This is a genomic window from Paenibacillus sp. FSL F4-0122, assembly GCF_038002845.1.
GTDB classification, from domain to species: domain Bacteria; phylum Bacillota; class Bacilli; order Paenibacillales; family Paenibacillaceae; genus Paenibacillus_AQ; species Paenibacillus_AQ odorifer.
The window spans coordinates 4,090,652-4,104,479 of the sequence record NZ_JBBODI010000001.1; the positions used below are offsets into that span (position 1 = coordinate 4,090,652).

Consider the following 13,828-nt stretch of genomic DNA (forward strand, 5'->3'; position numbering starts at 1 on the left):
AGCCCAAACAGATCAGGAGGAGATCTTATGACCAGTTTACCGGAAACAATACGTTTGTATAAGAAAGGAAATTATGCAAACACCTACACGGAAGTTCCCGCTGTTAATCCCGGAAATGCATGGCGGGAGGGTATGGTTAGCGGAAACGGGGAGAACGGATATATTACTTCAGGTTCGCCGTATGCGGACAGTTTTATTTTTCAGAATATGTCCTTTAACTATCCTTCCAAAGATCCAAGAGTGATTCCCGAAGAATTGACGGAGCAGCTGACTGATGCCAGACAAAATGTTTTTAAGCAGAACGATAAATGGAAGATTACGAATAAAACCGGTTCCACAAGGATCAGAACCTTTTATTATAGCTACCATCCTGGACACCAACTCCGATTCAGTATACCTTCCCAAGGAAATCTGGGTGGTTATGAGAGATGGACGAATTATGAAACAGCAGAGACTGGGGTACGATACAGCGATGAGAATGGGGAATGGGTCCGCACCTCCTTTACGTCCCGTGAGGATAATGTAACTTTTACCAAGATCACAGCATCTTCTACAGGCACAAAAATTAATATAACCCTCTCCATTGATGACATCTCCACAATAAGCGGAGCGAACGAAGGCCACATCGAGCTGAGAGAGCTGCAGTATAAGAAGCTGGTGGACTCCGTTGCGAATTATCTCGCCCAGGTTGCTCATTATCCCGTGTATCAGGGAAGTGAACTAGCTTACGGCGGATACGCTGGCTTGACTCAGGTTGTTGTTGTAAACGGAACCAAGAAGAGAATGCTGATGGCTGGCAGTCATGAACGGATCAATGTTGGGCGAGAACCAAATCCGGTCATTCAGATTAAGGACGCTGATGCCGTATATTTAATTACGCGCTCAAGCAGAACTCATTCTATGGGGAGAATCGAAGAATTTGCTGAAATGACACAATACAATATCGTAGACCAACTCTATCAAGATATAAATGCGGTTGTGCAAAAATATTTGGCCTCAGACGGTCAATTCAATTATGATGCAGCTCTAGCTGCCCATACGAGGAAGCATTCAGTAGAGTTTAATGCAGTGAGCTTCAGTATTAATGGCGACGACCACTACAAAAATTCAGATAACCAGACCTTAATCACTACGCAGAAATCAACTCCGGGAAGAGTCAATCATGCTTTTATGGAGCAGGTGTATAACCAGGGACGGTATGCCATGATCTGTTGCAGCGGTACCAGTGCACCACGCTTATATGGAATGTGGACCGGGGAGTGGAATCCTGGCTGGCGGGGGATTTATACGCTTGATGCTAATGTGAATCTGCAGGTTGCCTCCATGAATACAGGCCATTTAACTCAAGCACAGCTCGGATATATTACTTTTTTCCTGAGAAATACTCCCGACTTTGAATACAATGCGCGGATGGCGTACGGAATGCACGATGCACTGCAGGTTTCAGTTAACTCTGACGGCGATCGCGGGATGCATGTGGAATATGACAATGATTATCCGTTTGAATACTGGAACGCGGGGGCAAGCTGGTGCCTTCTGCCCATTTATGAATACTGGCAGTGTTACGGCAACCAAAAGATACCGCTTCATGAGAATATGCGGATTCATGAACTGCAGACTATTCTGAGTGTACAAGATGGAGGCATGAGCGATGAGGAGTTCACACAGCTGTTAGACAAAGGCTATCTGGATCTTGCGGAAGATATCCTGCTTCCCTTGCTTACCAAGCAGGCAAACTTTTGGCAGCAGATCTGTACACCGGAATATTACATGGATGTCAACGGCAAGGCATGCTACCAGTGTGACAAAAAGACTTTGAATTCAGGAGAGAAATACCTAATTATTCCCACATATTCTCCAGAGAATCACCCCATCGGATATAACAGTACAATCACGGCGAATGCCACCATGGACATTTCAGCTGCACGGGATGGTCTATCTATGGTTATCTCCATGGAAAAGGCAGTCAAGCGCGATGGTTATGAAACAGCCATAGCTAAGTGGACAGCATTGCTTGAGTTGCTGCCAAATTATAAATATGACTATGATGGTGCTTTGCGCGAATGGGCTATGAGTGAGTACACGGAAAATAACAATCATCGGCATTTGAGCCATCTTTATGTGGCATGGCCAGCCTATGAAACACAAACCGATCCGGAGTTAAAGCGGGCAGCAAAGATAGCGATTGACAATAGAGACCGATTTAATACTGTCGACGATACCGCCGGGCATGGTTGGATGCATAAGGCGCTAGTTCAAGCTAGGCTGAAAAATGGTGACGGAGTGCTCTCGGCATTTCTTCCCATGATGAGGGATGCGGGTTATTACAGCTCCTTAATGACAGATCATGATTCAAACAGAAGATGCAATTGTTATTGCACAGATACCTCTTTCGGTACTGTGGGAGCCATTAATGAAGCGCTGTTATTCTCGAATACGGGTGAAATAGAGGTTCTTCCGGCATTGCCATCCGATTGGACAAAGGGTTCTATAGATGGGCTTATGGCAAGAACCTGGGTCGAAGTCAAGGCATTATCCTGGAATCTTTCCGCCAAAACGGTGCATGTATTACTGCGTTCCAGCAAGAATGAAAATACCATCCGAATAAGGGTGGGACTATCTTGGACTGAGGCCAAGATCGACGGAAGTAAAGCGGATGTACAACAGGACTTACGCGGGAAATATATTCAGTTAACACTTAGTGAAGGTACCGAGGTTACAGTGGCATTTCAATTGTAGGACCAGTCCAACTGTGACCACCTTGAAAATGGACATCTCTTTATTGGAAATGAACTGTGTTCATGACGGCATGAGGAACCTATAATTTAACCTAGAAAGCGAGTTAATCTATTAGCCGTCAAGGAGGTGGACATCATTCAAGAAGAGCTATTTCTAAAACGTTTACACAAACAGCTACCCTTTCATTTGTTCGTAGGACTTGGGATTCTGTTTCTGCTGGTCTTCAGTTACATTCCGATGTTCGGCATTATCATCGCCTTCAAGAATTACAAAATTTCTACTGGTATTGAAGGTATCTTCACCAGTTCCTGGGCAGGATTATCGCATTTCAGAGAGTTGATTAACGATTACAACTTTCCAAGCCTGGTGCGCAATACGTTAATACTCAGTGTACTGAAAGTGATTTTTTCGTATCCGATTCCGATTCTGTTTGCGATTATGCTTAGCGAGGTCAAACACGTATTTTTTAAAAGGTTTGTACAGACCGTAAGTTACCTGCCACATTTCATTTCCTGGGTTGTAGTAACTGGCATTGCATACGCTTTCTTTTCATCCGGTTTTGGAATTTTTAATGAGTTGATGCTATCGCTGCATATTATCAAGGAACCTGTACAAATCCTGACCGATCCTGATTCGTTCTATGGCTTGGCGGTTATGACTGCGATCTGGAAGGAGGCAGGCTGGTGGACCATTATTTTTCTGGCAGCTTTGGCTGGCATTGATCCAGCATTGTATGAGGCAGCGGAGATTGACGGGGCTGGCAGACTTAAACGAATTCTGTACATTACCTTGCCGGGGCTTAAAAGTGCCAGCATAGTAGTGCTCATTCTGACCATCGGCAGTATTCTGGGAGGCGGATTGGTAGGGTCAAATTTCGAACAGTCAATGCTGCTGGGGAATCCGCTCAACAATGAGAAGTCGCAGATTATCCAGACCTATGCATTTTCGGTTGGTCTAGCCCAGGGACGGTTCTCTTTTGCCACAGCGATTGACCTTATGCAGTCGGTAATCTCGGTATTCCTGATCTTCACCAGCAACTTTATCGCCAAGCGGTTCTCGGGAACCGGTTTGTTCTAGCCTAGAGTCATTACTCAAACAGAAAAGGCAGTGAAGCCATGCGCAGGAAAAGAACGATGGAGGATTGGATACTGGACATTCTGATTACGGCCATTTTATTAATCATTGTGTTTATTACGCTGTACCCCTTCTATTACATTCTTATCATTACGTTTAATTCAGGATCTGATTCTAATCTAGGAGGAATGTATTTATGGCCGAGGGAGTTCACCCTGGGGAATTACATCTACTTTATTGAAGATCCAAAATGGGTAAATGCTTTTCTGGTTTCGATCCTACGGACGATAGTGGGAACGGTGCTCGCAGTGTTTTTCACCAGTATGGTTGCATATGGGCTTGCGAAGCGCGATTTGATGTTTAGAAAAACGTATTTTTTTATCGTGGTAGTAGCGATGAATTTCTCGGGCGGACTGATTGCTTTCTACATTGTGCTCAAAAGCCTCGGGCTGATTAACACATTCGGGGTATACGTGATTCCCAGCATGCTGAATTTGTTCTTCCTGCTGATAGCCATCTCTTTCTTTCGTGAAATTCCAGATGAACTAGGAGAATCTGCACGGATTGACGGAGCAAGCGAACTGAGGATATTCATCAGCATCGTTGTACCTGTCTCCATGCCGCTGATGGCAACGATGAGCTTATTCATTGGCTCCGGACAGTGGAACTCCTGGCTCGACTCTGCATATTTCGTTCAGAACGAGAACTTGAGAACGCTTACTTATCGGATGATGCAGGTGATCAATCAGTCCATGGTACCCACGGGGGATGCCGCAGCGGCTTCGATGTCCAGAGCTAAGGTTACTCCCTTCTCTATTCAGGCGACGGCAATGGTGGTGTCTATTATTCCAATTCTCGGGGTCTATCCGTTTCTGCAAAAGTACTTTGTTTCGGGGATGATGCTCGGCTCGGTAAAAGGTTAAACATCCGGTAATTTCCAAAATTACATGAATGGGGGAAAGAAAGATGGAGAAAAGCTCACGTATGCTATTTAAGCTGATACTGGCGGTACTTTTGGTAGCGGGCGTACTTTCAGCATGCAGCCAAAATGGGGATCTGAGTGGTGTTGCATCATCGACCGACAATGGACAGAATAGCGGAGAAGCAGGTGATCAGAACTCAACAAATTCCAGTACTGACAAAGGGCGCGACCATCAGCCGGTGGAGCTGACTATGTTCGTTGATGCAACATGGTATCCTTTTCAGGACTGGTCCGGGGAAATCCCGGAAATGATCACTAAAGCTATTGGAGTGAAGCCGAAAATTACGGTTGCCACGGACGATAAGCAATTGGCACTGATGGTAGCTTCAGGGGATCTCCCGGATATCATTGTTTCTTTTAACTTCAAGCTAATGTCCGATGGTAATCTAAGCTGGCCGTATAATGAAATATTTCCTAAATATGCTCCTGATGTGAAGTTCGATCCAGTAAAGGAACTTGTGAATACTGTGAGTGACGGGAATTATTACGCCATTCGCAATGACTTTTCTCCTGAATCAGAGTGGAAGGCTAACCCTTATGCCCATATGATGGTTCCCGGGTTAGCTATGCGCAAGGATGTTCTGGAGGAAATGGGTAATCCGTCCATTAAGTCGCTGGAAGATCTTGATAATGTGTTTGCAACTGTCAAAGAGAAATACCCTGAGATGACGCCTTTAATTCTTAATCCTAACTGGCAAAGGCCATATTTCGATGCACAATTCGGTGCTTATGGAGGTTTTGTGGACGAGAATGGGAAGATTGTTTACTACCTGAGACAAGATGCTGTACGCAAGTCGATGCTGTATATGAATAGCCTATATCGGAACGGATATATAACATCCGAGAATTTTGCCTATAAGAATGAGACGGAGACAGAGCAAATGATGGCGGCCGGGAAGGGCTTCGCCTATACCTGGACCTATTCCGGGGCAGAACGCCTCAATGCGGATAACAAAGACAACGGTATCAGCTTTGTTCAATTGGCCGAACCGCTTAGACCAGAGGCTTCCATTCTAAGCTCAGGAACCGGCGGGCTGGGAATGTATGTCACCAAGAGTAATAAAAATGTGGAAGCGACCGTCAAATTTTTGAAATATCTATTCTCAGAGGAAGGTTGGAGAACAGCAGAGTGGGGCGTAGAGGGCAAGGATTGGAGCTGGAACGCAGCCGGGTATCCGGAATTCAATTATGATATTAACGACCTCGAGCTACTGAAGAAAAAAGGGGTGTACTGGTGGGGGGTGCCTACTGAGACTGGTGTAGGAATGGCATTGACATCTTATAAAGAAGGCTCGGAAACGACACGGCAGGGAGAGAAGTACTCACCAATAATTAAGTTTAATCCGGCGATAGGTATGATTAATCCTGACACGGATTCACCTGAACAGATTATCCGCACGAATATTGATAATATGGTGAAAACGGAGGTCACTAAGATCTATCTGGCTGCTACAGAAGCTGAAGCTCAGGCTGCCTTCGACGAGCTGATCAAAAAAGCCGAAAAAATCGGAATGAGCAAGCTTGAAGAATGGGCAACTGCGCAGTACGGTCCTCTTAAGCAGAAGTATGATCAGTTAACGAAGTAATTAGTAACATACAGTCACTATACCGCTCATACAGGATGCAGGCTCAAGGTGCCGTGCTAATCCTGTATGAGCTCATTGCGTTAAAATATCATAATAGACAGCGGGGAGGTATGTGATATGCGTATACGTACAAAAATGTACTTAGGTTACATTCTCCTCATTGTGCTTCCATTTCTGTTCTTTGCTCTTTTCTCCTATGTTCAGCTGTATGACAAAATGCTCACCCAATATCAACTTGTAAACCAGCAAAATTTGGAGCAAACTGCATCCAATCTGGATTCAAGCCTGGCTAAGCTGGAATCACTTACTTCGATTTATCAAAACAATGCAGCTTTAATTGATTTTTTGCAAGGAGAGTTTGTGGATGACCGTGATTTGATCTACTCGTATTTAAAAGAAATTAATCCGGCATTTTCGTTTGCTTATCTGGCAGATCCTTTAGTACAAAATCTTACCGTCTATCCCAAATCTCAGAAACGGCTACTCGGGGCTCCCGGTTTTCAGAACTATCGTGATATAGGGGGATTTCTAACTCCTGATGAAGTAGAAGAATTGCGTCCGGCCCAGGGACTATGGAAGCATTCTTTCGATCCTGCCGCCCCGACACTGAGTTATTTCCAGAAGCTGTACAGTAATTCCTATATTACTGATCTAGGTATTATTCAGATAAGTGTCGACCCTGCAATGTTAGATCAATTCGTGTCGGCCTTGACTCAAGTACATCCGAATAATGCAATAATGGTGCTTGATCGTCAAGGAAAGATGATTAGCTATGTCATGAATACGAAGCTGTCAGATGAGCAAATACGCTCCATTGTCCAGCCGTTTGGAAATGAATCCTTGGGAGGATTTCTTGCCGACCATGATCGACTTTTGATTAATTCCGTTCATATTCCAAAGCTGGGGCTGACGATTATCGAGGTGAATAAACGGGCAGCTTTATTCGAATTTCTGAGGGTAAAACAGTTATGGGTAGCTTGCGGTTTGGCGCTGCTGGCGTTGTTGTCCGCTCTGTACTTTTGGATCGTCTCTTCGCTAACCAAGCGAATCGTCCGGCTCTCACGTCATATGCGCAGAGTGGAGCCAGAGTTCCTGAACAACCCCGTTAAGGGGAAAGCCGGGAAAGACGAAATAGGCTTCCTGATCACGAACTATAATGAAATGATCAGCCGCATGGATGAATTAGTAAACCATGTTCAAAAGGTGGAGATGCTCAAGAAAGAAGCAGATTTCAAAATGCTGCAGGCACAAATTCAACCTCATTTTCTATATAATACCCTGGAAACGATGCGAATGCTTGCCAGGTCGAATAAGGATTATAAAGTAGCTGAGATGGCGCTTTCTCTCGGCAATTTGTTCCGCTACAGTCTGTCAAAGTCGGAACATACGACGCTTCGAGATGAGTTGGATCATGTAAGCACCTATATCGCAATACATCAAATCCGTATGAGTGACCTTGAGGTGGAGTTCCAGGTAGAGGAGACGCTATTATCGTTGCCTTGTCCCAGATTTATCCTGCAGCCGCTTGTCGAGAACAGTATGATCCATGGCTTGTCCAAGAACAGGGGAAGTAAGCGGATTGCGTTGCGGCTAGCAAGAAAACATGGATATGTGTGGATTGAGGTAGCCGACAACGGTTCCGGGATATCGGAGCAGCAGTTGAAGTCTCTTCAGCGGTTGCTGGAGGGCAGTATCACCAAGCATGAAGCGAAGCATAAGACGACAGGCATCGGGCTTAGTAATGTGGCTGAACGGGTCAAGGCGTATTACGGTAAAGAATCATCGCTTGGAATAATAAGTACTCCCGGCAAAGAGACGGTTTGTTGCCTTAAACTGCTGCTGAAGGAGGAATACTTCAATGCTCAAACTACTGATTGTGGATGATGAGCCAATCATTCTGGAAGGTTTGCGAGATATGATTGAGGAAGAAAAGACAGCGTTCAGGCAAATTATAACGGCTCGTGATAGCATCGAAGCGCTGGAACGAATAGAACTTGCCCGTCCGGATTTAATCATTACAGATATCCATATGCCAGAAATAGACGGTCTGGAGCTAATTCGGCGAGCGCAGCAAAAGAATATAAAGCGCTTCATTATCCTGACTGGGCACGATGTATTCGACTATGCACGCAAAGCTGTTAAATTGCAGGTAATAGAGTACTTACTTAAGCCAATTAAACAGGTGGAATTAGCTGAGATTCTAAGAAGAACAGCATGTGAACTGATTCAAGAACGTGAAATTATAGCGGTATCTGGAAATCCTCTTGAAGAAATGGGCACCTCGCAGAACGAACATATTAAATTGCTAAAAGCCTATATAGAGCAAAGTTACATGAAGGATATTTCTTTATCTGATGCGGCGGCATACCTGAATTTGCACCCAGTGTACCTTGGACAGATGTTTAAGCGGGAAACCGGAAATACTTTCGTGCAATATATAAACCAGGTAAGGATAGGTAAGGCTAAGGTTATGATGGCTAGCATGAAGAATTTGTCGCTGGATACGATAGCCAGAATGGTAGGGTATGAGAACCAGCGGACTTTTTATAAAGTGTTTCGCAAATTTAATGATGAAACTCCGGGACAGTTCAGGGACCGGAAAATGCAATCAGACTCAAATTCTCTATTTTTTTAAAGGAGACGCAGACCATGGATAAGATGAGCACTGAGACATTCTTGCCATGGCCTATGATTCTTTTGGATTATTTGCCATATAGTTCAAGCCCCATTCCTCTATCTGATACAGTATAGAATGAAGGCTCTTCCCGGTCTCTGACAAAGAATACTCTACCTTGGGTGGAATTTCAGAATACACCTGCCGGTTAATCAGCCCATCGTTTTCGAGCTCACGCAGCTGGCGAGTGAGTGTGCGCTGCGTAATATTGGGGAATTCTTTTCTTAATTCATTAAACCGTCGCACGCCGAGAAGCGAAAGCTTGTGCAGAATGAGCAGCTTATACTTGCCCCCAATCATATTGACTGTAAATTCAACCGGACATTGTGAGCAATGTGAGTCTTGATTATCCACTCTGATTATCTCCTTTTTTAGGTATCCTTAAGGATACTATATATCCTTCATGTGCGTACTTACATTATTGAATTTAAACCTATATTATTTAACTATAGTCACTAAATTACTTTTAGTAAACGGAAGGATGATGAAAAAATGACAACTAAGGATAAGATATTAGTATATGGAGCAGGCGGCGTACAAGGAGGGGCTGTCGCCAGCAAGCTTCTGAAAGAAGGACACGCCGTTCATACAATCGTAAGAAATTCGGACAAGGCCGCTCAGCTTCAAGAGCAGGGCATTACTGCCTTTGTTGGCGATCTAACAGATGCTAGCAGCCTAACTCCTGCTCATCACGGTGTCAACAAAGTATTCCTGGTGCTGCCGGTGGACTACGACTTGGAGCGTAATCGACAATTCATCCGTAATACCGTCGATGCTGCCAAAGAAGCCAATGTTAAACTCCTTGTTTTTAATACCAGCGGTTTCTTTACAGATGATGTTACAGGTGTTGCTGCTTATGATATTAAGAAGGAATTGATCGCTTATGTGAAGCAAAGTGGCATTCCGACTATCATCCTTCAACCTACATTTTATATGGAAAACTTCCTTATCCCCGGCGTTGTAGACAACCAAACACTGGCTTACCCTGTACCTGCTGATTCTGCAGTCGCATGGATTAGTATGGAGGATGCAGCCGCTTACAGCGTATATGCACTTAACCACCCAGAACTGGCGGGGAAGACATTGCCTATCGTAGGACCTGAGGCGCTAACTGGAAATCAGCTGGCAGAGCAATTTAGTGCCACATTAAATCGAAAAATACAGTTTTACTCGCTCCCTGTGGAAGCGTTCGAAGAAGCATTATCTCCAATGCTAGGCAAGGAAACAGCAAAAGGCCTCGCCGACTCCTACAAATGGCTTGGATTAAATTCTCATTTTCAATTACTTCCCAAGCCAGACCAAGTCAGCGACGAGTTGCGTTCTGCTACACCGGGCACTCCGCTCCAAGAGTGGGTGAAACAAGCTGTGCAGAATGGATTTTTCGCACAATAACAACATAGGATTCGAGGGCAATCCATTTGCAGAGAAAAGCAAGTTCTGTCTATACCGGGAGGGGAGACAGACGATCGCCGAGATCAGCAAGTGAGCTATAGCGTAACAATAACCACTACGAGAGTAGTGGTTATTTGTGATTTGGCTGAATTTTGTCAATTAATGCAGATCTGGTCACGGCTGTCTTATCATGTTAAGCAGTAATGAGACGTCATTGGTAGAGCCGACGGAAATGACTGTTTTTTGGGCATCATCAATAAAGGTTCTCATTTGTTCAGCCAGGTCGCTTCTTGTAATGATCACATCCGCTTGTTGAACAGCCTGAATCAGGTCCTCGTTCGGGACCGATGAAATATCGATCGTGTGAATTTCGGCAGAAGTTAATCTCTTGATTTCATCCAGATAAAAGATGCAGGAGCTTGCCTTGCATTCAATGAAAAGAAAACGCCGCTTCCTTTTTTGATGCTGGCCAAACAAATGTACATAAGCGAATCCGGACAGCAGCAGGTCGTCTATTGAAAAATTCATTTTGTGGGCTTCGTCAATCATTTGCTCCACAAAGGAAAAATGAAGATTATTAGCTTTAAAGCGCTGGATGTGTTCTTCGTCGGCAACTTGCGTTCCCCGCCCCTTTTGCATCAGCAGAAGTCCCTCTTCTTTCAATTGTGTATATACACTTTGAATAGTGTTCCGGTTAATCGACAACTGCTCGGCCAATTGATTGGTGGAAGGAAGCACATCTCCCGAATGGAGTAGGCCCTTCCCAATAAGCCATTTGATCTGTTCTTTGATCTGTATTTGAATCGGCAAGGGAGAATCGGGATCGATATTAAAAAGCAAGCCTGAGTTTTCCATCTTTATACGACCCGCTTTCTTGGTTGGTTGTCTATGGATTTGGATATTTACAGCTTAATGAAGAAAATGATAAAAATCAAGCATTCAAGCTCTGGATTACTAGTTGGTGGAGAAGGCTTGACAAATCACAGAGAAAGATTTACTTTAATAATAAATAACTAATTAACTATTTAACTAGTTAACTGAAAATGAGGAGAAGTGAGTTATGGATCAGACAAAAACGACACTCAAAATGGAATGGAACGGGAATAAAAGTGGGAGTGGGAAAGTCGAAGCAGGCTATCTAAAAACAGAAATTGCTGTTCCCCAATCTTTCGGCGGTACTGGTGAAGGTACTGAGCCGAAGGAACTGCTAGTCACTTCCGCTGCAACATGCTTTATGTTGACCCTTGTAAGCATGCTAGAGGCAAGAAATCTTGCTGTAGAAAGTCTGGAAATGCATTCGGAAGCAAGTGTCTCCAAAGAAGAAGGGTTCAAGATCACCCATTACCCAGTAATTGTGCTGCCTGCGGGTGGGACTGAAGAGGAAATTCAATCTGTTGATCGAACCTTTGCAGCGGCCGACCGAAACTGCGAGGTTGGAAATATGCTTAAAAAAGCCGGAGTTCAAATCTCCATTACCGGTGATGTCTCATTATCAATAAATGCTTAATAGCCTTCATTAATCACTTATCCATTTTGAGGAGGAAGTCATATGAGTGCAACAGCTTTAACGAAAGATACGTTTCAAAATCATATTAAATCAGGAGTTACACTGGTTGATTTTTGGGCACCTTGGTGTGGGCCATGCCGAGTTCAACTCCCCATTGTTGAAGAATTGGCAAATGAGCTAAAGGATCAAGCTAATATCGCTATAGTTAATGTTGATGATGAGCAGGAGTTAGCTATACAATTTGGCGTTCGAAGCATTCCGACTTTGTTGCTGTTTAATGAAGGTAAGCTGGTAGAACAAATGGTCGGTATAAATCCGAAATCTGTACTGAAGGATAAAATTCTAAATGCGGCAGGAAAATAATTTTTAAACAAACTAACGGAGCATTTTTAGATAAAGGAGCCACTCAGTGGTTCCTTTTTAATAATTAATGTTTGTTATCCTGATATCGCTTGTAAACAAAGGGGTGGCTAATTGCATAATATTCAAGTTGGCTCTTTAGTCTTAAATGGACAACTGATATTCTATTTTTGGTTTGGGACAGCGGGCTGGTTGATGCTGCATTACCGAAATCGGAATCAAAGGGTACAAGAGGAAGTGTTGCCCCTCCTTACTAACGCGTTCTGGTTATGGATGGTTATCTGGAAAGCAAGTTATTTGCTGTTTTATCCCGTAGAGGTTATTCGACGTCCGATCTCTCTCCTGTATTATGATGGCGGGGAACGCGGGGCATGGCTGGCAGCTTTGGCAGCAGTGGTCTATATCTGGAGGGCAGCCTCAAAGCGGAATATCATATTTATGGCTTTGGTCGACGGCTTGATTATATATATGCTGGCGGGTTACTTAGCTTCAAGGATATTATTGCTACTTACCGGAGTGGAACACATATGGTTTCATTTGACAAGCTTAGTACTAGCTCTTGTACTTCTTATACTTCTACAGACTACAAGAGCAGCAAATTTGCCTGCCGCCAGAAGGTTCGTTTACGTTGTCTGGTTCTGTATCGGACATATTGTACTTTGGTTTTTTATTTCCGAACGTCAAACGTGGTTTTTATCATTCAACAAGCAACAGGTATTCTTCCTTATAACCGCTGCGGGTCTTGCCGGAATGGGCGGGCTGACCGATAACAAGCAAAAGAGAGGGTTAGATGAATAATATTAATGTTTTCTCGGCCTTTGCCGCAGGTGTACTATCCTTTTTATCTCCTTGTGTTTTTCCGTTACTCCCCGGTTTCATTTCTCATTTGACCGGTTCATCCGTTCAAGATGGCAAACTGGTTGTAAATAGGGGGAAGATGATTTTTCTATCCTTTTTTTTCATAGTAGGTTTCAGCCTTGTTTTTATTACGCTGGGAGCGTCGGCAAGTTTTATAGGCTATTTCTTTGCCCGGGAACGCGATGTAATTCAAAAAATAAGCGGCTTATTGATTATTATCTTTGGCATGCAAATGGCGGGGATTCTAAATCTCCGGTTACTGATGTCCGGTAAGACAAGAGAATTCAAGACGAAAAGAAGACATGGTGCAGTGCGTTCACTGCTTACTGGTGTGGCCTTTGGTGCGGGCTTTAGCCCTTGTGTGGGCTTGGCATTGTCAGCTATCTTACTTCTGGCTGGGTCCAGCGACACGCTGTGGAATGGCGTTGGGCTTCTTACCGTCTATTCCCTTGGAATGGGAGTACCGTTCCTGCTGATTTCATGGTTACTGACTTATTCTCTGCAATTAATGAAAAAAATCAACAAATGGGTTCCTTTTCTGTCCAAATTGAACGGCTGGTTAGTGATAGGTCTGGGATTTTTGTTGTTTAACGGACAACTGCAGAGAATTAGTGCCTGGCTGGCCCAATACACACTTTTGGATATCAACTTTTAGT

The 13,828-nt window shown here is 44.0% G+C and carries 13 protein-coding genes; 11 read left to right on the top strand and 2 right to left on the bottom strand.

The window, feature by feature from the left end:
• The first annotated feature begins 27 nt into the window (after positions 1-27).
• The 6 genes from MHH49_RS17675 to MHH49_RS17700 all read left to right on the top strand — a co-directional run bounded on the left by MHH49_RS17675 (position 28) and on the right by MHH49_RS17700 (position 9,016).
• Positions 28-2,739, top strand: coding sequence for a glycosyl hydrolase family 95 catalytic domain-containing protein (locus MHH49_RS17675; protein WP_341138302.1), 2,712 nt, complete (start codon positions 28-30; stop codon positions 2,737-2,739).
• 126 nt (positions 2,740-2,865) lie between these two features.
• Positions 2,866-3,816: an ABC transporter permease gene (locus MHH49_RS17680; RefSeq protein ID WP_076222886.1), complete on the top strand. Its 951-nt coding sequence runs from the start codon at positions 2,866-2,868 to the stop codon at positions 3,814-3,816.
• Positions 3,817-3,872: 56 nt separating this feature from the next.
• Positions 3,873-4,736, top strand: coding sequence for a carbohydrate ABC transporter permease (locus MHH49_RS17685; RefSeq protein ID WP_445259915.1), 864 nt, complete (start codon positions 3,873-3,875; stop codon positions 4,734-4,736).
• Positions 4,737-4,779: 43 nt separating this feature from the next.
• Entirely contained in the window at positions 4,780-6,381 is a 1,602-nt protein-coding gene (locus MHH49_RS17690) for an extracellular solute-binding protein (RefSeq protein WP_179087729.1), read from the top strand.
• A gap of 117 nt (positions 6,382-6,498) precedes the next feature.
• The gene (locus MHH49_RS17695) at positions 6,499-8,265 is read left to right on the top strand and encodes a cache domain-containing sensor histidine kinase (protein WP_076222878.1); all 1,767 of its coding nucleotides are present in this window, start codon (positions 6,499-6,501) and stop codon (positions 8,263-8,265) included.
• Complete coding sequence (locus MHH49_RS17700) at positions 8,240-9,016, top strand: response regulator (protein WP_076222875.1); 777 nt, start codon at positions 8,240-8,242, stop codon at positions 9,014-9,016. Before MHH49_RS17695 ends, MHH49_RS17700 begins: the two co-directional genes overlap by 26 nt.
• A gap of 51 nt (positions 9,017-9,067) precedes the next feature.
• On the opposite strand, the gene MHH49_RS17705 is transcribed toward MHH49_RS17700, so the two are convergent.
• Positions 9,068-9,355: a winged helix-turn-helix transcriptional regulator gene (locus tag MHH49_RS17705; protein WP_076222989.1), complete on the bottom strand. Its 288-nt coding sequence runs from the start codon at positions 9,353-9,355 to the stop codon at positions 9,068-9,070.
• Between the two features lie 192 nt (positions 9,356-9,547).
• Here MHH49_RS17705 and MHH49_RS17710 point away from each other — a divergent pair, with 192 nt between their 5' ends.
• Positions 9,548-10,447 carry an SDR family oxidoreductase gene (locus tag MHH49_RS17710; RefSeq protein ID WP_076222873.1) on the top strand — a complete coding sequence of 300 codons (900 nt, stop codon included), beginning with the start codon at positions 9,548-9,550 and terminating at the stop codon, positions 10,445-10,447.
• A gap of 174 nt (positions 10,448-10,621) precedes the next feature.
• Here the strand turns inward: MHH49_RS17710 and MHH49_RS17715 are convergent, their stop codons facing one another.
• The gene (locus tag MHH49_RS17715) at positions 10,622-11,302 is read right to left on the bottom strand and encodes a GntR family transcriptional regulator (protein WP_094901487.1); all 681 of its coding nucleotides are present in this window, start codon (positions 11,300-11,302) and stop codon (positions 10,622-10,624) included.
• A gap of 205 nt (positions 11,303-11,507) precedes the next feature.
• Between MHH49_RS17715 and MHH49_RS17720 the strand changes: the two genes are divergently transcribed.
• The 4 genes from MHH49_RS17720 (at position 11,508) to MHH49_RS17735 (ending at position 13,827) form a co-directional block, all read left to right on the top strand.
• Positions 11,508-11,954: an OsmC family protein gene (locus tag MHH49_RS17720; protein WP_076222868.1), complete on the top strand. Its 447-nt coding sequence runs from the start codon at positions 11,508-11,510 to the stop codon at positions 11,952-11,954.
• A 42-nt stretch (positions 11,955-11,996) separates the two neighbouring features.
• Complete coding sequence (trxA, locus tag MHH49_RS17725; RefSeq protein ID WP_076222866.1) at positions 11,997-12,317, top strand: thioredoxin; 321 nt, start codon at positions 11,997-11,999, stop codon at positions 12,315-12,317.
• A gap of 111 nt (positions 12,318-12,428) precedes the next feature.
• Positions 12,429-13,112 carry a hypothetical protein gene (locus MHH49_RS17730; RefSeq protein WP_341138303.1) on the top strand — a complete coding sequence of 228 codons (684 nt, stop codon included), beginning with the start codon at positions 12,429-12,431 and terminating at the stop codon, positions 13,110-13,112.
• Positions 13,105-13,827 carry a cytochrome c biogenesis CcdA family protein gene (locus MHH49_RS17735; RefSeq protein WP_094901491.1) on the top strand — a complete coding sequence of 241 codons (723 nt, stop codon included), beginning with the start codon at positions 13,105-13,107 and terminating at the stop codon, positions 13,825-13,827. The genes MHH49_RS17730 and MHH49_RS17735 overlap by 8 nt, the downstream gene beginning before the upstream one ends.
• The last annotated feature ends 1 nt before the right edge of the window (position 13,828 follow it).